Below are 25,419 nucleotides of genomic sequence, written 5' to 3'. Positions count from 1 at the left end.
GGGACGCGATGCGCGAGAGCGAGTCGTTCGCGCAACACGTTGGGGATCGGGATGCCAGTACACAAGAAATCGGGGACTGCACCGCACGGCGACACCGCCGGGCAGGCGGCCGCGCGCACGAAGCGAGGCGCTTCGCCGACGGCTCGCCAAGTCGCAGCCAAATCGCCTGCGCCGAGTGTCGTGCAGGCATCGGGCAGCACCGACGACGCGGCGCCCCTCGACTGGATCGGCCCCGAAATCAAGAGCCTTCGCAAAGCTCGCGGCTTGTCCCTCCAGGATTTGTCCGCGCTTTGCGGCAAATCCATCGGCTTCTTGAGTCAGCTCGAACGCGGCAAGAGCAAGCCCACGATCGGCGCGCTTCACGATGTCGCTGCGGCGCTCGGTGTTCAGGTGAGCTGGTTTTTCCCCCACGGCGAAAGTGCGGAGCCATCCGATGGCGGTGTCGTCGTGCGACGTGAGCGCCGCCGCCAGTTGACGTTCGATTCGGGCATCGCCGACTACCTGCTCTCGCCCAACCTGAGCGGCCAACTGGAACTGCTGTGGTCGGTCATGGCGCCGGGATCCGACAGTGGCGACGCCTATCAGCATCGCGGCGAAGAAGGCGGCGTGGTCATCAACGGCACGCTCGAACTCTGGGTCGGCGAGCAGCACTTCGTGCTCGAAGCAGGCGACAGTTTCACATTCGAGAGTCATACCCCGCATCGTTATCGCAACCCCGGCAACACGCCGACCGAAATCGTGTGGGTCATTACGCCACCGTCGTATTGACGCTTCCCCGCCGAGGCCGCATCCGGCCGCATCCACGTTGCATGAAGTCCCACAGCCCGGCCATCGCCGGGCTTTATTTTTTTCCGATCCCCGCTTTCGCACGCCACGCACACACGCGCCGCAATGGGCGCAACGCCCCGCCCCATGCGGCTTTCCGGCCCGTCGTCGTTGCCTTGTCGCAAAAAACGCTTTCCCTCCACGGATCTTTTCCGCTACGATGATTTCATATGAATCATACGTATTCATATAGAATACATCCATTCGACGAACACTCCGGATGGATGCAGACCTTACCGGCCCCGCTTCGGGCCGATTCTGGAGATGTCCGTCATGGCCGCCGTGCCTACCGAAATTGCCGATCATCGCGATGCGCCCCCGCGTGCGCGACATCCCGATGTCCTGATGCGTCCGGAGCGCCTGGCCGCATTGCAACCCAGCCGTTTGTCGATGACACGCAGCTTCATGCGTCAGGCCGTCGACGAGCGTTGGGATATCCAGCGACTGGCCTTCGATATCGACGCCCAGTCGCGCGGCACGGCGCACTACCGCATCGACGCGAACGGTGTGCCGCTCGACTTCGTATTGAGTTCGTTCGAATATCAGGAGGCGGGACGCACCGGCCGCATCATCGGACGCGCGTGGGACATGATGGGCGGACTGCTCGACGGCCCCGCGACCGACGCCCAGATCGCGCAAACCCGAGCCGAACTGCCCAAGTTGTATGAAGGCCGCGCCACGCCGAACACCCTCACATGGGCACGCGCGAACCGCAGCTCACGCGTTTTCGCCCATGCCGTCGAGGCCCTGGCCGCGGGCCGTCAGCCCGACATCGAGACGGTGGCGCAGGTCTGCTACCTGATGCGCAACACCGGTATCGATGGCAACGGCACGTTCGGCACGCGCTCGTACAAAGCGCTTGAGCGCCGCCACCCGTTGCGCAAGACGCTGGCTGCGCAGATGGCATCGGCCTACATGATGCGAGTCTTCGCCGTCGATCTGGTGAATCGCCTCGCGCAGGCGCGCTCGTCGAAGGCCGTCGAACTCTCCCCCGAATACCAGCAGTTCCTGGGCATTGGCAACGGGTCGGCGCTGGGCCTCATCTTCTTCCTGCACAACCACCCGCACCTGATCAATCGCTGGCTCACGGCACGCGAACAGGCGATCGTGGCCGCGAAGTCGCTCAAGGTCGACGCGGGCAGTCCCGTCGTGCTGCATTTGCGCAACCTGCTCGACCGCGCCATCGCCTTCCGTCGCGAAGACCGGATGGAGTACGAGCACTTTGCGCCGAGCGCACTGGTCGCGAGCGAACTGGCCAAGGCGCGTGAAGACGTCGACACCTTGTACCGCACCGGTCTCGTGCGCGGCCGTCGCGCCACATATGCGCTGAACGTGCTGGCCGACGCCCTGGAAAACGACATTCATGTCGAAGCGCATGAAACGCTCCTCGCCATGTACATCGAACTCGTACCGGAGCTCGCGGATCGCCTGGTCGCCGATGCCCTCGACGCGGAAGAAGAAATGCCGGTGCAGCCGGAGATGACGGCAGGCTTCCTGCGCGACATCCTGCACGCCGAGTACGCATGGGCGTTGGCGATGGATCTGACGACGGAGGCGTCGCGCCGTTACGTCTGGTACAAGTCGGCGACGGCCGAGGAGCCGCGACGCGGCCCGCGCGAGGAAGTCGGCGACGCGCATCAGTTGGGCCTCGACCTGCCGCGCTACGTGCAACAGCTCGAACACGTGCTGGCAGGCGTACCGCCGCAAACCCGCATGGCGCACGTGCTGCTGCGTCATCCGCACCTGCGCGCCATCGTGGCACGTATCCAGTCGCTACGCGGCCTGCCGTACCACTCGCCGCAGATGAACATCATGGGCGAGGACTTCATTCCGATTCACATCGTGCGCCTGCTCAACGTCGCGATTCACGGCGTGGATCGCCCGCGCGACTATCTCGGCCGCAATTTGCGCGGTGTGCTGTTCCTCGGCGCGCCCACGCCGGACACCATTCGTGCGGGCGCCGATCACGACTGGTTCTGCCCTCTGGAGCCCAAGCAATGAGTTCGACCTGCACCACCCTGACGGGCACGCTGCAAATCAGCCTGCGCGAAGCCCGTCTGACCCTCGACCGCGCACTGCTGGAGACGGGTATGCCCTACGGCTTCAACAACGCCGTGCGCGAGTGTGTCCTGATCTCCGAAGCGCGTCGTACCGCAACGCCTGTCGGCACGACGGCATCGTTGCCCCGGATGGGCGGCTTCCGGCACTTCATGGACAGCTACGAAACCCTGCGGCAAGCAAAGCCCGACGCGTTGCAAATCGGCCCGGCGCACCTGACGGCCCCGCTGCAGGTCGAGTGCTGCCAGCAGCACGCCTGGGTCGTCGCGCAAATGCTGCTCGACCTGCTGCTTGCCGAGCATGCCGAACGCGAAGCAACGCAGCTGGACGCGACCGGCGTCACCGAGCCGCATGAGCTGCAAGTGATCACCTGGCTCGCCCAACGTCATGGCGCGAACGTGAGCGTGCACGTTGCTACGGACGCCGACACCACCGGTGGCAGGCGCGTGACGCTCACCCTGCTCGCACGCCGTCTGCCGCCGAAGGACGCTGCGGACGACGCCCTGCGCAGCATCATTCATCACGGTCTGCCGGTCGACGCGGCGCTCTGGTGGTCGATGTATCACCTCGCGCTGGGCGCGCTGGCGCCGGACAACGTCGTCTCGCGACGCCACGCGGGCGCGAACATCGTCGATGAGACGGGCACGGTCATCGGCCGGCCCACGGACGACGACACCGACTTCTCCTTGCTCACGCGTATCGAGCCCCGGGAAGCCGCCACCGGCGACACGCCGGCCTGACACCGACGTCACGCCTGGCAAGCAAGCGCGACGAAACGACATTCGCATCAAACAGCGCGCCCGGAGCAATGGGCCGAGGGCGCGTTCCTCAGGAGCAAAGGCAATGATTATCGACGGTCTGCAATGCGGTCACTTCGACCGTGAAGTGTTCGAGAGCCTCAAGAAGGGCAACATCGGCTGCGTGACGAACACGCTCGGATTCTGGGAAGGCACGGTCGCGTCGATGGACGCCATCGTCAAATGGCGCAATATGGCGATGGCCAACGCCGACGTCTTCGGCATTGCCACGACGGCAGCCGGGATCGAGGCGTTGATCGCCGACGGCAAAGTCGCGGTGCTCATGGGCTTCCAGAACACCGACCATCTGGAAGGCCGCATCGGCTACGTCGAACTGTTTGCCGACATGGGTGTGCGCGTGATGCAACTCACCTACAACAACCAGAACAGCCTCGGCGGCAGCTGTTATGAAGCACACGACTCCGGTCTCGCACGCTTCGGCAAGGAAGTCATTCGCGAAATGAACCGAGCGGGCGTATTGATCGACGTCTCTCACGTCGGCAACAAGACCTCGCTCGAAGCCATCCAGTACTCGGAGAAGCCGGTCGCGATCACGCACGCGAATCCGGATTCGGTCTTCCCGCACAAGCGCAACAAGACCGACGACGTGCTGCACGCCCTGCGGGACAACGGCGGTGTGATCGGCTGCGCGGCCTATCGCAACATCGCGGGCGACTACTTCTGCCTGACCGTGCGCAACTGGTGCGAACTGGTGGCGCGCACCGTGGACATCGCGGGCATCGATCACGTGGCCATCGGCACCGACCGCAGCCACAACACGACACAGACCGATCTCGACTGGATGCGCATGGGTCACTGGACACGCAGTGTCGATTACGGCGCAGGATCGGCGGCACGTCCGGGCAAGGCGGCCCGCCCGGAATGGTTCCAGGAAGTCCATCAATTGGGCGACGTGCACGGTGGTCTGCGCGAAGTCGGCTTCTCCGAGGCCGAAGTCGACAAGATCACGCACGGCAACTGGCTGCGCGTCTATCGCGAGGTCTTTGGCGGCTGAGCACGGTGACGGAAGTTGAAGGTGGCGCGCGCTCGCGAGAGCGCACGCCTACGGGCAACGTTCTGCGGGAAGCCTCGGGTGCGTGGTGTCGTGGGGACATCGCCCGGCGCCCCGCAGACCGGGGCACCTGCGCCGCTGCGGCGAGGTGCCCCGACGATGCCGGGATAATGCGGCAATGCGTGAGGCAAGGAGTGAGGCAAGGAGTGAGGCAATGAGCAAAGTGAGGAGTGGCGCGAAATGAACGGTGCCGATGTCTTGTGCGACACGCTGCTGGCGGGCGATGTCGACGTATGTTTCGCCAATCCGGGTACCTCCGAGATGCACTTCGTCGCTGCGCTCGACCGCAAACCGGCCATGCGATGCGTGCTCGGCCTGTTCGAAGGCGTTGTGACCGGTGCTGCCGACGGCTATGCCCGCATGGCGGACAAACCTGCGGCGACGTTGCTGCATCTCGGGCCGGGTTTGGCAAACGGCCTGGCGAATCTGCACAACGCCAGGCGCGCGGGTACGCCGGTCGTCAATATCGTCGGCGAGCATGCCACGTATCACCTGCCCTTCGACGCACCGCTGACGAGCGATATCGAATCGCTCGCGCAGCCGATGTCGGCATGGGTCGGGCGTATCGGTCACAGCGACGAAGTCGGTGAACGCGCATCCCAGGCCATCGCCGCGTCACGCGCGAACGGTGGCGGCGTGGCGACGCTGATTCTGCCCGCCGATGCGGCATGGGGCGAGACGACACGCGCAGCCCCCGTGGCGTCGGCAATCACGGACGATGGCATTCCCGCCGATCCGGTCCTCCATGACGTGGCAACGCGGTTGCGCAACGGCCGCCGGACACTGCTGCTGATTTCCGGCAAAGGACTGCGCGCCGATGCGCTGGCCGTCGCCGGGCGTATCGCACAGGCAACCGGGGCGCGACTGCTCGCGCAGCAATCGAACGCGCGCATCGAACGCGGTGCGGGACGCGTGCCGATCGAGCGCGTGCTGTACAACATCGACGCCTGCGTCGCCGACCTGAAAGACGTCGAGCAACTCGTGCTGATCGGCGCCAAAGCCCCTGTGGGCTTCTTCGCCTATCCGGGCAAGCCCAGCGACATGCTGCCTGCGGGCTGCGAAGTCATTCGATTCACACAGCGCGGTCACAACGCGCTGGCCTCGCTGCAAGCACTGGCCGACCGGCTCAACGTGAAAGCCGACGCACCGCTCACACTCGCAGCCCCGACGACGCCGGAGCGCCCGACCGGTGCGCTGACCCCGGCGAGTATCGCGGCGGTGGTGGGACGCCGCCTGCCCGAGGGCGCCATTGTCTGCGACGAGGCGATCACATCGGGACACGCGTTCTTCAAACACACGACCGGTGCCGCACCGCATGACTTCCTGGCATTGACCGGCGGAGCCATCGGTTCCGGACTGCCGATGAGTACGGGAGCGGCAGTCGCCTGCCCCGGCCGCAAGGTCGTGTGCCTGCAAGCCGACGGCAGCGGCATGTTCACGCTTCAGGCGCTGTGGACACAGGCGCGCGAGCGTCTGGACGTGGTGACGATCATCTTCGCGAATCGCGGCTACGCGATCTTGCACAACGAGTTGAAACAGGTCGGCGCGGGCGAGGCCGGACACAACGCACGTCGCATGCTCGACGTGGTGGATCCGGCACTCGACTGGGTGCGGCTCGCGGCTGGCATGGGCGTGGAAGCCGCATGCGTGGCGACCATCGAAGCGTTTGACGATGTGTTTGCCACGGCGATGCGCCAGCCCGGCCCGTTTCTGATCGAGGCCCGCATCTGAGAATCTGACAATGACCGGATAACGACGGCGGCGCCTGGAGCGCGCCGTCAAACGAGCACTGCAACCCTTCCGAGCCGCCGCAAGCGGCTCTTTTTTTGGGGCGTTGGAACTCGCAAAAAAAATGCGCCCGGAGGCGCATGTCATCGCTGGGACATTCGCCCCGACGCTGTCAGAACGTATGCCGCACGCCGAATTGCACGCCGGTCGTGTTGTCGCCGGCATCCGGACGGTTGAGCAGCGTGCCGCTCGGGGCCTGCGCCGCACCCACCGCATACCGAAGCCCCTTCGAGTTCGTGATGTACGCCGCCGACGCGTAGAGCGTCGTGCGCTTGGACAGCGAATGCAAGTACATCATCCCGAAGTGATTCGCGTGCCCCCTGCCGGGAAACACCGCCGTATCGCTGTTCGCCGCATCCGCCTTCACGTCGATGTACGTATAGCCGAGACTCAACTGATCGGCAGGCGTAATGAACCACGCCGCGCTCACCGAATACAGATCCTTGTTGATCGTATCGTCCGATTGCTTGTTCTTGAAATAGCCGAGGTACAGCCGGAACGGCTTGATGTCGTAGCTGCCGCCGATTGCGAACTGACGATCCACCACGCCCTTGTAGGCGTTGGGCGCACTGACCAGCGGACGCGCTTCCACATATCCCGCGAGGAAATACGCGCCGTTCCCGCGATACTCGATGGCCACTTGCGACGACGTGCCGTTCGCCTTGTTCTGCGGGTCGTTGCCCAGCGCGTGGTGCAACTCCGCGCGCCAACCCGCCACACGCGGCGTGGCAATCATGATGTCGTTCGAATTGCGGAAGTTGTAGCCCGACTCCGTGCCCAGCCCGGCGCCATACGTACCGCCGTAGAACGCCGCGATGTTGCCCAGGAACATAAAGAAGACGCTGTTCTGTTGCCCGATGCGAAACTCGCCGTAGTTCTCGTGGCTCAATCCGACCCACGCCTGACGGTTGAACATGCCGCCCGCGACCGACCCCGTGCCATTGTTCATGTTGAAACCGTTTTCCAGCTGGAAATTGGCCTTCAGCTGTCCGCCCAGCCCTTCCGAGCCGCGCAACCCCCAGCGCGAGACCTGCAGGCCGCCGCTGTCGACGCCATAGGCCGATCGGCCGCTACTGAAAATACCCGTCACATAGGTGTCGATCACGCCGTACAGCTGGATGTTCGTCTGTGCCTGGGCTGCGCCGGCAAACGCCGACATCCCGGCCGCGAGACAAATCGATGCCGCGCGGGCCGTCAGGCCGTTAGGGGCTCCCGTCGTTTTCATGGTCCTGCTCCTTGCTGATGTGTGCTCTGGTAACTCGCTCGCGCGAGGCTTGCTCTCAGGGCACGGCAACCGGGAGGGCTGATCTTGTGTTTTGCGTCCCGCCTGCCCATCGTGTGCAGAACGAGCGCCGCCCAACGCTTTTGCATAGGCAAAAGCGCTCCCATCGCCCCTCGTGACGGGGGCGTTATCTCCAATGCTTCATGGCTCGGGAACAAAGGCCGGACGAGGCCGCAAGTCCGCGTCCGGCCGGAATCCGTTCGATCAGTCGCTCAAGACGTGCGTATGGATCGGATCCCAGTGAATCGGATGACGGCTGCCGACCGTCACCCCCTGCATGTCGATGTTCGGCACCTTCACGCGCAGCGGCAGGCCCGCGCTCTCGCCGATCACCAACGCGCTGTCGCCGTAGTGAATGACATTCTTCACTTCCAGCTGCGCATCCTTCACACCGGCCGAACAGGCCGTTCCGCCGCCGGCACCGAGCCGAATCCACTCTGGCCGCAACAGCAACGACACCGTCGAGCCCGTCGCGTGGGTGCATGCTGACGCCCTCACGCGACCGAACGCCGACGAGGCGTATTCGCCCTTGGCCGCATCCACGACGCTGACCTCGATGAAATTGCTCTCGCCGATGAACTCGCCCACGAAGCGCGTGCACGGCGCGCCGTAGAGATCGAGCGGCGCCGCGAACTGCTCCACGCGGCCCGCGTTGAACACCGCGATGCGATCGGACATGGTCATCGCTTCGCCCTGATCGTGCGTGACGAAGACCGTTGTCATGCCCAGCTCCGTATGCAGACGCTTGATCTCGATCTGCATCTGCACGCGCAAGTTCTTGTCGAGCGCGGAAAGCGGCTCGTCGAGCAGCAGCACGTCCGGCTCGAACACCAGCGCACGCGCCAACGCCACGCGTTGCTGCTGGCCGCCGGAGAGCTGCGACGGCATGCGAGCGCCGTGTTGCCCGAGGCCAACGATCTCCAATGCGCGCTGGGCACGCCTGGCCTGATCCGTCGCATTGACCTTGCGCATGCGCAGCGGAAACGCCACGTTCTGCGCTGCCGTCATATGCGGAAACAAGGCGTAGCTCTGGAAGACCAGCCCGATATTGCGTTGATGCACGGGAATCTGCACCAGCGAGCGGCCGTTCACGCGAATATCGCCCGCCGTCGGTGTCTCGAATCCGGCAATCATCGACAGCGTGGTCGTCTTGCCCGAACCACTCGGCCCGAGGAACGTCACGAACTCGCCCCGGCGGATCTCGAGGTCGACGTCGTCCACCACGCGGTGAACACCGTCGTACGACTTGCACAACTGGCTGACATGCAGGTAGGCATCGGTCAGCGTGGGGGACGCCGCACTGGCACTGGCCATGACACCGGCGGAATGCATCGACTTCATAAACATGGATACCTCTGTGACATAGAGCGGGACAGCGTCGTCAAACAACGGCGACCGCCTGCATGGCCGAGCGCTGCAGCGCTGCCTGACGACGCGCCTTCACGCGTCGCACCACGATCGGCGTAAGCGAGCCGATCACTACCAGCGCCAGCAGGAGTGTCGAGACCACCGAAATCACGGGGTCGGCCTGGGTGCGCAAGCTGTCGAACATCTTGCGCGGGAGTGTCGACACATCGCGTCCCGAGATGAACAGCGACACGATCGCCTCGTCGAACGAGTGGATGAACGCGAACATGCCGGCGGCCAGGAAGCCCGGGCGCAACACGGGGAACGTCACCAGCCAGAACGCCTGCAACGGCGTGGCGCCGCAGTTGGCCGCGGCCCGCTCGAGCGTGCGGTCGTAGCCGCGCAGGCTCGCCGACAGAATCAGGTAGGCAATCGGCGTCGACAGACACGTATGCGCCAGAATCACGCCGAGATAGGTTTGTGTCAGACGCAGCGAGCCGAAGTAGTAGAAGTACCCCAGCGCGACCACGATGTTCGGCACCGTCAGCGGCAGCAGAATGAGCAGGCTGCCGAATGCGCGTCCGCGGAATTCGTAGCGCACCAGTGCGAACGATGCCGGAATGACCAGCGCCAGCGTGAGCGCCGCCGTGCCCAGCCCGATCAGCAGGCTGTTGAGCGCCGGCCCGGTCCAGGTCGGATCGGCGAAAAAGGCGGTGTAGTAATGCGCCGACCAGGCCGGCGGCGGGAACTGGAACGATTCCGACGCCGAGAACGACATCGGGATCACCACCAGCAACGGTGCACCGATCAGAATCGCCATGATGACGGCAAAGCACTTGAGCGCTTTCATTTGCCTTTGCTCCAGAGTTTGTCGAGACCGAAGAACCGGTTGTAGATGGCGTAGAGGCTGAGCGTCGTGCATGCGAGCACCACGGCCATCGCCGACGCATCGCCGAAGTTGCCGAATTCCTCCATCTGCTGACCGATGAGTCCCGCCATCATTTGTTCGCTCGGGCTGCCCAGCAGCACCGGCATCACATAGAAGCCCAGCGACACGATGAACACCATCGTGCAACCGTTGACGACACCGGGCAACGACAGCGGCAGGAACACGGCCCGAAACGCCGCGAACCGATTCGCCCCGAGATTGGCGGCGGCTTTCACCAGCGCGGGGTCGATCTTCTTCATCACCGAGTACAGCGTAATGGTCATGAGCGGGAGCAGTGCGTGCACCATCCCCAGCGTCGACGAGAAGCGCGTGAAGAGCAGTTCGGGCGGGGTTTCCACGCCCATCGCACGCAGCAGGCCGATGATCGGCCCGCTATTGCCGAGGATGATCATCCACGCGTAGCTGCGCACGAGGAAGCTCGTCCAGTAGCTCATGCCGACGACCAGCAGAATGCCGGCGCCGAACCGGGCGCTCGCCTGCGCGAGGCAGTAGGCGAGCGGATATCCCAGCACGAGACAACACACCGTGACGAGCAGCGACGTGAGGAACGTCATGCCGAGCACGCGGAGGTAGAACGGGTCGGCAAAGAAATGGACGTAGTTGGCAAACCCCGGTGTCGGCTCCGTGAAGCTCAACCAGAGCACCTGCGCGAGTGGCACCAGAAAGAACGCCGTCAGAAAAACGGCCAACGGCGCGAGTAAGAGATATGGGCGAAGCTTGTGCATGACGCGCCGACCCGATTACCGAACCACGAACTGATCGAAGCGACGCGACAGCTCATTGAGTTGCGGCCCCATCTTGGCCAGATCCTGCTCGAACGTCAGGCGATAGTTCGCCGGATACGTCGGCATGCCCTTGGCCTGCGCGTCGGGAATGTACTGGAACACGCGTTGATCGACCGGGCTGTAATCGGCCTGCATGCAGAACTTCGCCAGTCGTTCCGCCTTGAGCGCCGAGGCAATGAACTGCCACGCCTGTTTGGCCCGCGGCGTGCCCTTGGACACCACCCAGTAAGCGCGATCGATCTCGCCCTGGTTCCATACCAGATCCACCGGCGCATTCTGACGAATCAGCGAGAGCGCGCGGCCATGCCAGATCGCCACGGCGTTGACCTCGCCGTCGCGCAACAGCTGTTGCGACTGCTGGCCCTGCGTCCACCAGACACGCACGTCCTTCTTGATGCGGTCGAACGACTTGAACGCACGATCCAGATCCATCGGATAGACCTTGTTGGTCGGCACGCCATCGGCCAGCAGCGCCAGCGGCACGACTCGCGCGGCGTAGCGCTGAAGGCTGCGCGGACCGGGAAAGCGTTGCGTGTCCCAGAATTCGGCCCAGTTCTGCGGCCCGCCGTGAGGGAACTTGTCTTTGCGCGACGCGATGACCGTGGCGAAGGCGTGCGTGGCGATCCCGCTCATGTAAGCCTGGCCCGGCGGCAATTGCTTCATGTCGATGATGCTCGTGTCGATCTTCTCGACCAGGCCCGCTTCGACCGCGCGGATCAGTTCACCGCCCCCGAGTGTCGTGACGTCGAATTCGTACACCCCGGTGCGCGCCTGTGCCGCAAGCTTGGCATACGACACCGGCGACACGGTGCGAATCGGAATGCCCGTCTCCTTGGTGAACGGCTCGAACAGATGCGCCGCGGCAGCCTTCTCCCAGTCGCCGCCCCACGTATTGACGAACAGCGGGTCGGCAGCGCGTGCCGTTTGGACAAAAGGTGCGGAGACCGCGGCTCCCGCAGCCGCCCCCAGAAGCTTGATGACGGAACGGCGGCCTGCCGACGGATTCGATGTTTCGTTCTTCACGTGTTCCTCGCAATCGACTCAACGCTCCCGGGGGAGCGATCGGGGTGGTACCAATCTGGCGCTTTGCACGTATTAGAATTTAAATTGGTCACATCAAATAGTGCCGATCAATGAATGTTTGATGGAACCAATTCCCGAGCAACAAATTCGGGTAATCCCTGCTTGCGCCTTATTTTTCCGATGTTTTGGCACTATCGTGCAGTATTATCCGCCGATGGCATTGCCGTGACGCCACTTAATTGCACCATATCGGTGCAAAAACTCTCATTGTGGGGCCAATAGCGCCCCAAGGTGCCGCCTTCATGCAGATTTTGCTGTCCGATCTGATCCTTCAGCATCTCGAACCCAGCGCGGATGTCCCACGCAATCGGCAGCTGTACAACATCGTGAGAGCGTCGATCCTCGACGGGCGGCTGCCGGGCGGCACGCGGCTGCCCGCCTCGCGCGACCTTGCGCGCGAACTCGCCATCTCCCGCAACACCGTGCTCTACGCCTACGAGCAACTGCGCGCCGAAGGTTATGTGCGTTCGCGCACGGGCGACGGCACGTTCGTGACCGATGCGATTCCCGAGGAGTCCATGGCAACCCGCCCCGGTCGCGCCCCCGACGTGCCGCCCGATGCGGAAGTCACGCTGTCGCAACGCGGGCGCGGCCTCATTCTCAATGCCCGTGCTTCACGACGTCAGGCGGGCGCCTTCATGCCCGGCGTGCCGGATCTCGACGCCTTCCCGCTCAAGCAATGGACGCGTCTCGTCGAACGCCACTGGCGTCGCCGTACCCCGGAGAACCTGACCTACGGTTACGGCGGCGGTCATCCAGCGCTCAAGAAGGCCCTCGCCCAACATTTGCGCTCGGCGCGCTCCGTCGCGTGCGAACCCGAGCAGATCATCATCACCGAGGGGATCCATCAGGCGATCCACCTGTGCGTACAGATGCTCACCGACGTTCGCCATCGCGCCTGGGTGGAAGACCCCGGCTACTGGGGCATCCACAAGGTGCTGCAGGCCTACGGCGTGGAGACCATTTCGATTCCTGTCGATGCGGAAGGGCTGAACCCCTCGCCTGCCGACTGGCGCAAGCCGCCGCGACTGATCTTCGTCACGCCGTCGCATCAATATCCGTTGGGGCACGTGATGTCGCTCGCCCGCCGGCGGCAGTTGCTGCAATACGCGCGAAAGCACGATGCGTGGATCGTCGAAGACGACTACGACAGCGAATTCCGGTACGCGGGGCGCCCGATCGCTTCGTTGCAAGGATTGGAGCCGGGCGCACGCGTGCTTTACGCGGGCACCTTCAGCAAGACGCTGTTTCCCGGACTGCGCATCGGCTATCTCGTGGTGCCGAAGGCGATGGTCGAGCCGCTGCAATTGGGTATCGCGGAGCTCTACCGCGAGGGACGCTGGATGGAGCAGGCCGTGCTGGCCGACTTCATTGGCGAAGGGTATTATTCCGCGCACATTCGGCGCATGCGGCTGATCTATGGCCGGCGTCGTGCGCTGCTCCAGGACGCGATCCGGCGGCACATGGGCGACGCCCGGCTGATCTCCGCCGACAGCAATGCCGGGCTGCATCTGACGGTGCGCCTCGCACCCGAGGTCGACGACGTGTCGTTGTCGGCGCGGGCCCAGGAACTCGGTCTGATCGCGTTGCCGCTGTCCCGCTATTATCTGGAGCAACCCCCGTTGCACGGGCTCGTGCTCGGTTACGGTTGCGTGCCCGACGACGATATCGAACCGTCCCTGGCGAAGCTCGCGTCGCTACTGGCGTGAGCCGCGACCAAGCGACCAAGCGAACGCCGCCCCGAACCCTTTCGACTCCGATGGATACTGCGTGAACAAGAAGCCAGACGCTGCCGCTGCCAACGACGTACCCGACGCCAAATCCGATGACGAAGGCGGCGTGCGGCCGCTGTCGTCCGCCCTGAAAACACTTGAAGTCCTCGACGCATTGGGCGAGTCCGTCAGCCCGATGCGCCTCGTGGATCTCGCACGCATCGTCGGCGGCAGTCGTGCGACGGTCTACCAGCGCTTGCTCACGCTCGTGCGTGCGGGCTGGGTCGAACTCACACACGACGGGCTGTACCGGCTAAGCCTGCACGCGGCCCGTGTGGGCGACGCCGCACTGGCCCATGCCAGCCTCGGCGATCGCGCGGAGGCGGTATTGCGGGAATTGGCCGATCGCACCGGTGAGACGGCCTCGCTGGCGGTGGTCGATGATGGACGCATTCGCATTGCGCGGCGCGCCGAGCCACATGGGGTGCTCAAGGCGGAGCTGCGCGTCGGTGCCGTGCTTACGCTGGACGGCAGTGCGTCCGGGCGAATTCTCGCAGCCTTCCTGCCGCAAGCCACGCTCGACGCGCTGCTGCACGCAGGCGGCACGCTGGCCGACCCGCACGTGATCGCCGCAGCACGAGCGACCGGCTATGCGACATCGAGCCAACGCGACATGCCGGACGTCATGGCCGTGGCCGTGCCCGTCGACGACGCCCAGCAACAATGTTATGCAGCGCTCTCGCTCGTCGGTCCGGTGTCGCGCTTCGATGCGCAAGCGCTGCTCGGGCCGCTGCGTGATGCGGCCACGGCGCTGAGCGCGATGCATCGCGGGCAGCACATCGGCATCCATCGCTAGGCCCCCCTCGCCGGCACGACATGGCGAGGCGCGTGCCACTCACTGAGCCGCCGGCGCGCTCGCCGATACCGGTGGCCCGGCCGCATCGTCCGCCGCACCTGCGGCACTGGCCGCTCCCGCCCCGCCCTCGGAGGCACCGCGCGCCGCAATGCGCCGGTCGAAGAACGCCGCGAGCGCCGGGTCGTTCACTTTGAGATCGAACTGGAGGTCGTCGACGGCCGTGAAATAGCCGTCGCACAGATCGGCTTTCTCCGCCTCGGTCGGCTGATCGTCGATGCTGCGCGAATACACCACGAACTGTCGCTCGACGAGCATCGGCAACTGCGTGCCGAGAAGTTCGTCGAAGTGCGCGCGTGCGTCAGGGTCGGTGTAAGCCGCCTGTAATTCCGTACGCACGCGGCGGCCTTCGGCCAGATAGTCGCGGTGACGCGCCTGCCACGCGCGCAGGGCCGAGTTGCCGTGTGCGCGCGTCGACGCGCCATACAGCCCGCATTTCTGCACGAGCCGCGCCAGCACCTCGCCCACGCCTTCGGGCGACGCAATCGCCGCGCCCATCAACTCGGCATCGTTGCGGTACTGTGGCGGCTGCGCCAGCGCGGGCGCCGTTGCCGTCCAAAGTGCGATGCTCAGCACGCTCGCAAACGCACGCGCAGGCAGGCGTACCAACGGACGCGCAAACGCCCGCACGAGCGGGCGCCGCAAGGCTTTGCCACGTAAGTTCATTGACGGAATGTTGGATTGGCGGGCTCGAACGGCCCCGCTCTCGGAGATATCGCATCGGCCACGACGTCGATGGATGCATCTTAGCCGATGTGATCGGCAAATGTGTGACGCTGCTGCCGCGCGCCGTCAACACCCGCCAGTACACCGAAGTACCGTCGTGGCGTCCGTCCCACGACGCCTTTCGTCACCCTACGCCGAGCGGGCGACCGGGCACGCATCCGGCCCGAGCTTCGCCACCATGTAGCGCACGAAGTCCTCAAGCTTCGAAGACACGTAGCGTCCGGCCAGATGCACGAGATGCATCGGCTCGCCCAGCTGCGCGTCGGCCTCGAGCACGCGAACCAGCCGCCCGGCCTCGACTTCCGGCGCCAGCAGGTACTCCGGCAGAAGCGCGATGCCCATGCCGCACACCGCCGCCTGCAACTGCGCAAGCGGATTGTGCGCGATGAGCCTGACGTCGCGCGCCGGCACGCCGGTCTCACCTGCGTCCGCGAAATGCCAGCGGCGCAGCACGTCGTCATAGCGGAAGCCCAGGCAATCGTGTCCGGCGAGATCGGACGGCTGCCGCGGCACCCCGCGTCGTGCGAGATAGCCGGGCGACGCGCAGGCCACGCGCGTCACCCCGCGCAAGGTATGCGCCACGAGCCCCGGCTCCGGATTGCCCCCGGCCTGAAAGGCCGCATGAATCCCCTCTTCCTCCAGATCGACCGCGCGATCCTTGAGGGCGAGATCGAGCGCCACGTCCGGATGCGCCTGCAAATACTCCGCGAATATCGGCATCAGCAGGTGCGAACCCACGGTCGTGGGCGCACTCACGCGAAGCTGGCCGATGGGACGCGACATCGCCGTGGCAACTGACGCCGCGCTCACCCCGCCGTCACCGAGCGCGTCGGCGTTTTCCACGCGTGCAAGTACCTCGGCACATTCGACGTAGTACCGCTCTCCCAGCGCCGACGGCACTTGACGCCGCCCCTGACGTCGCAGCAACGGCTGACCGAGCCGGGCTTCGAGCGCCTGCACATGGCGCGCGGCGGTCGCTGCCGTCATGGCGCAGGCCGCCGCGCCCGCAGACAGGCTGCCGGCACGCACGACCTGCACGAACACCTCCATGCATTTGAGGCGATCCATGATCAGTCGCGCAGTTTGGCCCGATCGATGGACATATGCGTGGGCATCATGTTGGTGTTGGCGTTATGCATCACCCACAGCGATCCGGCGACGATGATCACGATCAGTCCTGCCGTACACAGGAAGATGGCGGAGTTCTGCCGCTGGCTGCGCTTCGCTCCGATGTGCAGGAAGTACACCAGTTGCACGACGAGTTGCGCCACACACAGCACGACGATGGCTGCGAGCCCCATGCCGTCCGGTACCAGTTTGAGCATGACGGCGCCGAACGACGCAAACGTGAGCACCAACGACAGGAAGAACCCGATGACGTAATCGCGCAGATGGCTTTGCGAGGCATACGCGCCGTGGTCGTGGACTTGAGCGCTCGTCATACGAACTCCCGCAGATAGACGAAGGTGAAGACACAGATCCAGACCAGATCCAGGAAGTGCCAGAACAGGCTCAGGCATTGCAGACGGCGGCGCACCACGGGATCGAAGCCAAAGCGCCCGATCTGATGGATCATGACCACAAGCCACAGCAAGCCGCACGTCACGTGCAGGCCGTGCGTGCCCACGAGCGTGAAGAACGCCGACAGGAATGCGCTGCGGCCCGGACCCGCGCCTTCATGCAGCAGGGCCGAGAACTCATAGACTTCCATCGCGACGAAGGCCGCGCCGAGGGCGAACGTGATCCACAGCCAGCGCTGCACCACGTGTTCGTTACCGGGGCGCATCGACAGCGACGCCAGCCCGAACGTGAAGCTCGAGAGCAGCAGCAACATCGTCTCGCCGAGCACGAACGGGAGCTCGAACAACTCGCGCCCGGTCGGGCCACCCGCCGTGTTCTGCACGAGCACGCCGAACGTGGCGAACAGCACGCAGAAGATGAGACAGTCGCTCATCAGGTAGATCCAGAAGCCGAGCGTCGTGGTCGCGCCGGTATCGTGATGGCCGTGCGCGTGATCGTGGGTCGGCGCCTTCGCGCCGTGACCGTGAGGGGAATGAAGCGTTGCCGAGGACATCAGGCAGCCTTTTGCAGGGAAGAGCGCGCGGGTTGCGCAGCACGCAGGTCGGCAAAGCGGGCGTTTTCGATACGCTCCACTTCAGCCGCCGGCACGTAGTAGTCGACGTCGCGGTCGTACGAGCGCCACAGGAAGATGGCGATGGACGCCGCCAGCCCCGCGCCCGCCAACCACCAGATGTGCCACACGAGCGCGAAGCACATCACGCCGCTCGCCACCGAGACGAGGAAGCCCGTGCCGGTGTTGCGCGGCATGTGGATGTCTTCGTACTGCGCCGGCTCACGCCACGCCAGGCCGCGCTCCTTGTCGTCCCAATGCTGTTCGAGCGAGTCGATGTGCGGCACGTGGGCGAAGTTGTAGAACGGTGCGGGCGACGAGGTGGCCCATTCGAGACTGCGCGCGTCCCACGGGTCGCCGGTCAGGTCACGATTGGCGTTGCGGTCGCGAATGCTCACGACAAGCTGCACGCCGAAGGCCAGAATACCCAGGCCGATGAGGACCGCGCCCACCATTGCCACCACGAGATACGGCTGCCAGTCGGGCTGCACGTAGTGGTTCATGCGGCGCGTCATGCCCTTGAAGCCGAGCACGTACAGCGGCATGAAGGCGAGGTAGAAGCCAACGAGCCAGCAGGCGAACGAGATCTTGCCCCAGCGCTCGTTGAGCGTGAAGCCGAACACCTTCGGGAACCAGAACGTGATGCCTGCCAGGCACCCGAACACCACGCCGCCGATGATCACGTTGTGGAAGTGCGCGACCAGGAACAGCGAGTTGTGCAGCACGAAGTCCGCCCCCGGCACGGCGAGCAGCACGCCCGTCATGCCGCCGATGGCGAACGTCACCATGAAGCCGATGGTCCAGAGCGTGGCCGAGTGGTAGCGGATACGGCCCTGATACATCGTGAACAGCCAGTTGAAGAGCTTCACGCCGGTCGGGATCGAGATGATGGTCGTCATGATCCCGAAGAAGGCGTTCACGTTCGCGCCCGAGCCCATCGTGAAGAAGTGGTGCAGCCACACGAAGAACGACAGAATGCCGATCGACGACGTTGCGTAGACCATCGACTTGTAGCCGAACAGCGGCTTGCGCGAGAACGTGGCGATGATTTCCGAGAACGCGCCGAAGGCCGGCAGAATCAGGATGTACACCTCGGGGTGACCCCAGACCCAGATCAGGTTCACGTACATCATGGCGTTACCGCCCAGCTCGTTCGTGAAGAAGTGCATGCCGAGGTAACGGTCGGCCGTAAGCAGCGCGAGCGTGGCGGTGAGCACCGGGAACACGGCAACGATCAGGATGTTCGTGATGAGCGCGGTCCACGTGAACACCGGCATCTTCATGAGATTCATGCCCGGCGCACGCATGCGCAGGATCGTCACGATGAAGTTGATGCCGGTCAGCGTGGTGCCCAACCCCGATATCTGAAGCGACCAGATGTAGTAGTCCACCCCCACGGTCGGGCTGTATCCCAACTCCGAGAGCGGCGGATACGCCACCCAGCCAGTGGCCGCGAAGTCGCCCACGAACATGGACATCATCACGAGCACGGCGCCCACGGCCGAGAGCCAGAACGAGAGCGAGTTCACGAACGGGAACGCCACGTCGCGTGCACCGATCTGCAACGGCACGATCACGTTCATCAGGCCGAGCACGAGCGGCGTGGCCACGAAGAAGATCATGATGACGCCGTGCGCCGTGAAGATCTGGTCGTAGTGATGTGGCGGCAGATAGCCCGCGTCGCCGCCGGCAGCAATGGCCTGCTGCGTGCGCATCATGATCGCGTCGGCGAAACCGCGCAGCAGCATGACGAGCGCGAGCACGATGTACATCACGCCGATGCGCTTGTGGTCGACGGAGGTGATCCACTCTTTCCAGAGATAGCCCCACTTCCGGTAATAGGTGATGGCGCCCAGCAGCGCTGCACCGCCCAGCATCACCATGGCGAGCGTGCCCATGATGATGGGCTCGTGCAGCGGGATGGCGTCGAGATCGAGTTTTCCGAACATGACTTACTCCGTGAGCGCGCGCTGGGCAGCGGGTTGCGTCACCGCACCGGCCTCGCGCTCGGGACGCTGCGCGAGAAGCGCGCGGCGATCCAGTTGGCCGTCGACGCGGCAATTGGCGGCGGCGATGATGTCGTCGATGGCGTTCCCCGAGACACGCATGCCTTGCGATGCGCCGTCCATCGGGCCCATGTACTTGCCGACGACCGCATCGAACAGGCCGGGCATGACGTTGGCGTACACACCCACCGGTGCGCCGGTGCCCGGTTGTTCGAGCTTCACGTAGGTCGCGGCGTCGAGCGTGTCGGGGGCGGACTGCGCTTCGCGCACCCACTTGTCGAAGTCCTCGCGCGAGCCAACGTGCGCCTTGAAGTGCATGTCGGAGAAGCCGGCGCCGCTATAGGCCGACGACATGCCCGCATAGGTGCCCGTCTGGTTGGCGATCAGATGCAGCTTGGTCTGCATGCCCGACATCGCGTAGACCATGCTGCCGAGTTGCGGAATGAAGAACGCGTTCATCAGCGACTCGGCCGTGAGCTTGAACTCCACGGGCGTGTCGACCGGCAGCACCAGCTTGTTGACGGTGGCGACGTGGTAGTCCGGGTAGATGAACAGCCACTTCCAGTTGAGCGCGACGACTTCGACGCGCACCGGCGCCGCGGCATTCGCCCCGGTCGGTTCGATCGGACGATAAGGATCGAGCTTGTGCGTCGTCTCCCAGATCATCACGGCCAGCGAGACCACGATGACGACGGGAATGGTCCAAACGACCACTTCGATCCTGGTCGAGTGCGCCCACTTCGGCGAATACTTCGCGGCGGTGTTGGTTTCGCGATAGCGCCAGAAGAACACCAGCGTGAGCACGATCACCGGCACGACGACCAGCAGCATGACGCCGAGCGCGATGAGGATCAGATGCTTCTCCTGCTCGCCGACGCTGCCCTTGGGGTCGAGCAGCTCGAGCGTGCAACCGCTCATGGGCACCATCGCGATCAGCGCAGCCGCCTGCGCGCATAGCGTGCGCCAACGCGCGCCGGGTGACTTGTCCGCCCGCCCTCCCTTGGGGGGCCAGACATTATGCATGGACATTTATAGCCTCAATGTATGGATACAGTATTTGCGTTTCGAATGCTACGCATCTACATATTCCATACATCGCAACATAATGACGCACTTGGGAACCGATGAGCGATCATAAGACCCCGGCACCAATGAAAATAAAAACGCCCGGAAGACTCGCTTCCGGGCGTTTCTCGGCAGCACGTGCGCAGCGCGCTACCGGTATTGCGATGGCAGTCTGCCTGCCGACATCAGAACCGCCAGGTGGCCGACACCGATCCCGCGATGTCTGCATTTCCAGCCTTGTAGAAGTTGCTGGACACTGCAGCGCCGAACACGATGCGCTTGGCCATGCGATACGACACGCCGGCCTGCAGGCCGAGGCTGTCGCGCCCGACGACTTCCGTGCGCGAGGTGAACGTGGTGCCCGGATAACCGGCGAAGTTGGCGGTCTGCGTGATCGCGCCGTTCAACAGTTCGTGGTTCCACGTGGCCTGCAGATTGGCGGTGAGCGCATTGCCCGCGATCATCGGCAGGTCGAAGCGCACCTCACCGCCCAGACGCGTACGCAGCGAGTTGAACGTCTTGCCGTCCAGATGCAGGCGAGCGCCGTTGGTGCTGTCTTCGGTGAGGCTCGGACGATAAAGCGCGGTGTAGTCGAGCGCTGCCACCGGGCCGGCACTCGTCGTGCTGTTCAACTGCCAGCGCCAGCCGCCGCCGACAGAGGCCGACGCCGTCGCTCCCGTCCACGTGCCTCGCGGCGAGGCGGTGTAGCCATTCACGGCGATGGCGCGATCGACGCGACCGTCTTCGACACCGACACGGGCCAGCGCAAACGCGTGCAGACCGGCGCTCGGGTCCGGCGCGAAGCGCGCGTGTACACCGATGTCGAGCGCCGTCGTCTTGCCGGAGCCGGGCGTTTGCCCGTCCAGGCGCGTCGACTGCCCGCTGATGGCGCCGTGCGCGCCAAACGTCCAGTCGCGCCCTTCGCCCACCACGCGCTCGGCGCCGAACACGACACCGTAAGTGTTGCCGCTGGCGCCTGCCATGTCGCCGTTGCGACCCCGCCAGTAACCACTGCCGAACGGCATCGCAAACCCGCGCCAGTTGCCCGAGAGCGCGCCTTCGCTCGCGCCCTTCGTACCGTCGGCCCCCACCGCAGCCGCCACCATATCGGTGATCTGTCGCTCACGCAGCAGCGCGCCCGTGAACATCGCGCCATAAGCCGCCGGCGTGAGCTGCGGCAGCGCCTTGGCGATGTCGCTGCCGTTGGCCGCCGAGAAGTCGAGCGCGGTAACCAGCGGTTGCAGGTCCGTCCCCACACTGCCCGCGATCTTGTCGAGCGCCGCGCCGACCTGACGGCTGTTGCCGTCGGTGCCGTATTGCGAGTAAGCGTTCGCAGCACGCGCGATCTGCACCTGGTACGTGTTGTTGCCGAGCGCGGACGTGGTCGCCAGCAGCGTCGGCGACGCGAGCAGTGCCGTCACGCTGGCGAACGCGCCGTTGATGCTCGACGCATTCAGGAACTGGTTCGAGGTGACCGTAAAGCCGCTCGCATACCAGCTGCGTTGCGGCGCAATGGCGAGCGTGCCGTCCAGCGTCGCAGTGCCGGCCACCATCAGCTTGCTGAACGTGCCGTCACCCGACAGCGACGACAGAAGACGGCCGGTGCTCGTCTGCGTGTAATCCCCGGCGATGCTGATGAATCCGCCTGCCAGCGACGGCGCGACCGTGCCGGCGTTGACGAACATCCCGGCCGAATTGAGCGCGTAGCGGCTGTTGCCGGATAGCGTCGCGCCGTTTTGCACCGACACGTCGTACACCGTGTGATCGCCATTGATCTGGGTCGTACCGCCCACCAGGTCGAGCGACAGATTGCTGCCGGTGATGTTGCCGTCGAACCGCAGGTTGAACGTGGGGTCTGCCTGGGCCGTGGCAACACCGTTCGCATCGGGGGCCAGCCCGAAGGTGAGTTGCGTGAGGCGGAGCGCGCCGTTATCGTCAAGCTGGGCGTACTTCGAGATGACGTCGCCGTACAACGCCGCCCCGCGCATGATGTTGATCTGCCCGACGTAGCCGTTCTCCGACATGTACAGCGACGCGTAGCTGCCTGCGAGTCGGCCGGTGATGTCGGCGCGCGAGACGAGCGGGCCATTGAGTTCGTCGAGCAAGGCCAGTGGGACAGGGTTGTTCGGGTCGGTGTTGTCGTACTTCACGAAGATGTACGAACCGCGATAGTCGCCGTTAGTCCCTTTCGTGCCGAAATCACCCAACGCGTTGTGACCGAAGTCGAAGCTCGCGGCGATACCGTTCGTGCCGAGCGCCTGAACATCGCCGCGTTGCACGAAGCTGTGGTTCTTGCCGTAGGTGAACATCACGCCGCGGCCGTTGGTGCCGTCGGCGTAAATGCGCGTGCCCGGCAGCACCGTCAGGTTGTTGCCTTCGCCGTCCACGCGAATCCCCGCCCCGCCTGCGCCGATGGTCAGCAGGTCGGCGCGTTGCGAGATCGTGTTGTAGCTGCCGTAGACGTGCAGACCGAGACCTTGCGTTGCCGTATTGTAGGAATTCGGCACATACGCCGTGCCGTCGGCGTTTCGGCCGAAGAACGGGTTGTCGTTGATCAGGCTGAGATTGTCCCCGTAGATCGAGCGGCCGAAGAAGTTGCGGCGGTCGATGTCGTAGCCGATGTCCTGCAACATCGCCAGCTCCGCCTCCATGAATCCCGTGTAGTTACGGTACGTCTGGTGGCTCATCAGGCTGTTCTTGAGCTCGATGTGCGAAAGCACCGGGGAATCGTAGGTGGTCTCCTCGAACATCGCCTTGAGCGGTATATGCCCGTTCAAGGCGCCCGCGAGCACTTCCTGCACATGCTCACCGGTGAAGTAGCCGTTGTCGTTGCGAATGTCGAATACGGTGGGATCATACATCGCCTTGTTCGCTGGCGAGATGATGACCTGCCCCGGCTGGGCCGGATTGCCATTGTCGTCGTACACATGCGCCGACCAGGCGTCCAGGACCGTCGCGAACCGGGCGTAAGGCAAGCCGCTCGCGGTGTATTGCCCGATGTACATGTTGGTCCCGACGCCCAGCGCGTGCGCAACTTCGTGCGCCATCACCGCAGTCAGGTCGGCACTCGAATTGAGCGGGATTTGCGACGCCGCGTAGGGCGCCGTCGAGAAGCCCAATTCACCCAACGTGATTTCGCCGTGGGCGCCGTGATAATCGGCGCGAACCAGGTTGCTGTTCTGCAATGCCGCTTGAACGAGCGTCGGGTTCTGGTTACCGGTGGCGGACTCGCTGTCGGCGCTATACACATAGGGGCTGTACGCGTGTGCCCCTTCCTCGGTGGTCATCCCGACGTTGATGATCGCCGGCGAGCTCCCCGGCGCCACCTTGATGATCTCCGCCCAATAGTTCAACGCAGCCCGGATCTGGTCCGCCTGCATCGGTGACAGGACGCCGCTGGAGATCTGGGGCGTATCGTTGTTCGGACCGCCAGTGGCAAAGGCACCGTCTGTCGGCGAGAACAGCAACGCCTTGATGAACGGCGTGCCGTACTGGTCCGCAATATCAACGGGCGTGGGCGTGGCGTGGGCGGCCGACGCTATCGTGCAAAGCGCCGCAAATGCGACGCAGGTCATCCGAATCGTCCTCATTCAGTACTCCGTATCCATTTATCGCTTCTGTAAGGCTTTGTAATACGAAGCGAATGGTACGGAGCGGACCCCGACGCGTCACTGCGATTTATACGGGGTTTGGGGATGAACACCCGCAAACCCTTGTGTCACAAGGACTTTTTCGTTCCTGGCATGCCAGATTCGTCCGAAATGCCCCTCGGTTGTATAAATCACAGTTTCGCTGCGAGGGGTCGATGACGATACTTCATTCAACGGCCAGCGCAACGAAGCAGCAAAGAAGCAGCAACGAAGCGACAGCCGCCAAACCCGACCCACTGAATGAAGACAAGGAGAAACACCATGCCCGCACTCGTGACCTACGGCTTTGCCTCCCTCCTCGGCCTGATCGGCACCATCGCCCCGATCTTCGGCTGATCCGAGCCCTGACCTGATCCGAAATCCGAATACGGAGAACGACCATGACGCACTTCATCGAATTCATCGACAGCCTGCTCTGCAACGACGCCTGCGTGGAGACCGGCATGCAGTGCGCCGTTCACGTCGGCCACGTATTCGGCTTCTGAGCCGGCCTCTCCCCATCGCAAAAAGGGACCGCAGCGCGGTCCTTTTTGCCTTCCGGGACCGGCGTTTATTGAGCGAAATTTCGTTGTGCCGCAATTTTTTAGTACGATTTCGGCATTCCACATAAAAACCGGGGCCAGCGGGATGTCATCTCCCACCAAAGTTTTCTGCATTGAGGACGACCACGACTCAGCCGACCTGATCCGCGAAGATCTGACGGATCGGGGCTATACCGTCAAGGTGGCGCACGACTTCACGACCGCCCTGGCGACGCTCGCATCGTTCATGCCGGACGTGATCCTGTGCGACGTGAACGTGCCGGGCATGACCGGCTTCGAGTTCCTGGAAAGCGCACGCGGCATCATCCAGGGCGAGCGCAAGATCCCGTTCATCTTCCTCACGGGCAATGCCGACAAGGAATCGATCATGCGCGGGCACAGCACCGGCGCCGACGAGTACATGCTCAAGCCGGTCGATTTCGACGTGCTCGACACCGTGATCCGCAAATACACGGCGCACGACGAGCCGGACGACGGCGCGCCGCTGCCGTTCGGGCTGACCCGGCGTGAAGTGGAAGTGCTGCAATGGTCGGCGCGCGGCAAGACCTCCGCCGAGATCTCGATCATTCTCGATCTCGGCAAACGCACGGTCGACTTCCACATCGACAACGCCCGCGAGAAACTCAACGTCGCCACGCGCACCGAAGCCGTGGTACGTGCCGCCCTGCTCAACATCATTCAGCTTTGA

At 64.3% G+C, this 25,419-nt stretch carries 20 protein-coding genes; 8 read left to right on the top strand and 12 right to left on the bottom strand.

Annotation, left to right across the window (positions count from 1 at the left end; translation table 11 throughout):
• The first annotated feature begins 51 nt into the window (after nt 1-51).
• The 5 genes from ABWO90_RS03605 (at nt 52) to ABWO90_RS03585 (ending at nt 6,483) form a co-directional block, all read left to right on the top strand.
• Nucleotides 52-768: a helix-turn-helix domain-containing protein gene (locus tag ABWO90_RS03605; RefSeq protein WP_353189829.1), complete on the top strand. Its 717-nt coding sequence runs from the start codon at nt 52-54 to the stop codon at nt 766-768.
• Between the two features lie 330 nt (nt 769-1,098).
• On the top strand, nt 1,099-2,826 hold the full coding sequence (locus ABWO90_RS03600) for a hypothetical protein (protein ID WP_353189828.1): 1,728 nt from the start codon (nt 1,099-1,101) through the stop codon (nt 2,824-2,826).
• Nucleotides 2,823-3,623 (top strand): hypothetical protein, encoded by an 801-nt coding sequence (locus ABWO90_RS03595; protein WP_353189827.1) that lies wholly within the window; start codon nt 2,823-2,825, stop codon nt 3,621-3,623. The genes ABWO90_RS03600 and ABWO90_RS03595 overlap by 4 nt, the downstream gene beginning before the upstream one ends.
• Nucleotides 3,624-3,726: 103 nt before the next feature.
• Nucleotides 3,727-4,695: a membrane dipeptidase gene (locus tag ABWO90_RS03590; RefSeq protein WP_353189826.1), complete on the top strand. Its 969-nt coding sequence runs from the start codon at nt 3,727-3,729 to the stop codon at nt 4,693-4,695.
• Between the two features lie 237 nt (nt 4,696-4,932).
• Nucleotides 4,933-6,483: an acetolactate synthase large subunit gene (locus ABWO90_RS03585; RefSeq protein ID WP_353189825.1), complete on the top strand. Its 1,551-nt coding sequence runs from the start codon at nt 4,933-4,935 to the stop codon at nt 6,481-6,483.
• A 169-nt stretch (nt 6,484-6,652) separates the two neighbouring features.
• Here ABWO90_RS03585 and ABWO90_RS03580 read toward each other — a convergent pair whose 3' ends face one another.
• The 5 genes from ABWO90_RS03580 to ABWO90_RS03560 form a co-directional block, all read right to left on the bottom strand.
• Nucleotides 6,653-7,765 carry a porin gene (locus ABWO90_RS03580; RefSeq protein WP_353189824.1) on the bottom strand — a complete coding sequence of 371 codons (1,113 nt, stop codon included), beginning with the start codon at nt 7,763-7,765 and terminating at the stop codon, nt 6,653-6,655.
• Nucleotides 7,766-8,026: 261 nt separating this feature from the next.
• Entirely contained in the window at nt 8,027-9,163 is a 1,137-nt protein-coding gene (locus tag ABWO90_RS03575) for an ABC transporter ATP-binding protein (RefSeq protein WP_353189823.1), read from the bottom strand.
• Nucleotides 9,164-9,203: 40 nt separating this feature from the next.
• A complete protein-coding gene (locus tag ABWO90_RS03570; protein ID WP_353189822.1) occupies nt 9,204-10,019 on the bottom strand; it encodes an ABC transporter permease in 816 nt (271 codons plus the stop codon).
• Nucleotides 10,016-10,843, bottom strand: a complete 828-nt coding sequence (locus tag ABWO90_RS03565) for an ABC transporter permease (RefSeq protein WP_353189821.1) — start codon at nt 10,841-10,843, stop codon at nt 10,016-10,018. Before ABWO90_RS03565 ends, ABWO90_RS03570 begins: the two co-directional genes overlap by 4 nt.
• 15 nt (nt 10,844-10,858) lie before the next feature.
• Entirely contained in the window at nt 10,859-11,926 is a 1,068-nt protein-coding gene (locus ABWO90_RS03560) for an ABC transporter substrate-binding protein (protein ID WP_353189820.1), read from the bottom strand.
• A 302-nt stretch (nt 11,927-12,228) separates the two neighbouring features.
• Here ABWO90_RS03560 and pdxR point away from each other — a divergent pair, with 302 nt between their 5' ends.
• Both pdxR and ABWO90_RS03550 read left to right on the top strand, forming a co-directional pair.
• A complete protein-coding gene (pdxR, locus tag ABWO90_RS03555; protein ID WP_353189819.1) occupies nt 12,229-13,695 on the top strand; it encodes a MocR-like pyridoxine biosynthesis transcription factor PdxR in 1,467 nt (488 codons plus the stop codon).
• Between the two features lie 61 nt (nt 13,696-13,756).
• Nucleotides 13,757-14,554, top strand: a complete 798-nt coding sequence (locus tag ABWO90_RS03550) for an IclR family transcriptional regulator (protein WP_353189818.1) — start codon at nt 13,757-13,759, stop codon at nt 14,552-14,554.
• 39 nt (nt 14,555-14,593) lie between these two features.
• Here the strand turns inward: ABWO90_RS03550 and ABWO90_RS03545 are convergent, their stop codons facing one another.
• From ABWO90_RS03545 to ABWO90_RS03515, 7 genes are all read right to left on the bottom strand, one after another.
• Nucleotides 14,594-15,277, bottom strand: coding sequence for a hypothetical protein (locus ABWO90_RS03545; protein ID WP_353189817.1), 684 nt, complete (start codon nt 15,275-15,277; stop codon nt 14,594-14,596).
• Nucleotides 15,278-15,466: 189 nt separating this feature from the next.
• Entirely contained in the window at nt 15,467-16,405 is a 939-nt protein-coding gene (locus ABWO90_RS03540) for a LysR family transcriptional regulator (RefSeq protein WP_353189816.1), read from the bottom strand.
• A gap of 2 nt (nt 16,406-16,407) precedes the next feature.
• The gene (gene cyoD / locus ABWO90_RS03535; protein ID WP_353189815.1) at nt 16,408-16,779 is read right to left on the bottom strand and encodes a cytochrome o ubiquinol oxidase subunit IV; all 372 of its coding nucleotides are present in this window, start codon (nt 16,777-16,779) and stop codon (nt 16,408-16,410) included.
• Nucleotides 16,776-17,411: a cytochrome o ubiquinol oxidase subunit III gene (gene cyoC, locus ABWO90_RS03530; RefSeq protein ID WP_353189814.1), complete on the bottom strand. Its 636-nt coding sequence runs from the start codon at nt 17,409-17,411 to the stop codon at nt 16,776-16,778. Before cyoC ends, cyoD begins: the two co-directional genes overlap by 4 nt.
• Complete coding sequence (cyoB, locus tag ABWO90_RS03525; RefSeq protein WP_353189813.1) at nt 17,411-19,417, bottom strand: cytochrome o ubiquinol oxidase subunit I; 2,007 nt, start codon at nt 19,415-19,417, stop codon at nt 17,411-17,413. The genes cyoC and cyoB overlap by 1 nt, the downstream gene beginning before the upstream one ends.
• Before the next feature lie 3 nt (nt 19,418-19,420).
• The gene (gene cyoA, locus ABWO90_RS03520; protein ID WP_502922532.1) at nt 19,421-20,503 is read right to left on the bottom strand and encodes a ubiquinol oxidase subunit II; all 1,083 of its coding nucleotides are present in this window, start codon (nt 20,501-20,503) and stop codon (nt 19,421-19,423) included.
• Between the two features lie 221 nt (nt 20,504-20,724).
• On the bottom strand, nt 20,725-24,129 hold the full coding sequence (locus ABWO90_RS03515) for an autotransporter outer membrane beta-barrel domain-containing protein (RefSeq protein WP_353189812.1): 3,405 nt from the start codon (nt 24,127-24,129) through the stop codon (nt 20,725-20,727).
• Between the two features lie 687 nt (nt 24,130-24,816).
• On the opposite strand from ABWO90_RS03515, the gene ABWO90_RS03510 reads away from it, so the two are divergent.
• The gene (locus ABWO90_RS03510; protein ID WP_353189811.1) at nt 24,817-25,419 is read left to right on the top strand and encodes a response regulator; all 603 of its coding nucleotides are present in this window, start codon (nt 24,817-24,819) and stop codon (nt 25,417-25,419) included.

The organism is Pandoraea pnomenusa (assembly GCF_040391475.1).
In the GTDB taxonomy this organism is placed as follows: Bacteria; Pseudomonadota; Gammaproteobacteria; order Burkholderiales; family Burkholderiaceae; genus Pandoraea; species Pandoraea pnomenusa_C.
Note: the sequence above shows the minus strand (reverse complement) of the source record. Positions and strands in the feature narration are given on the sequence as shown.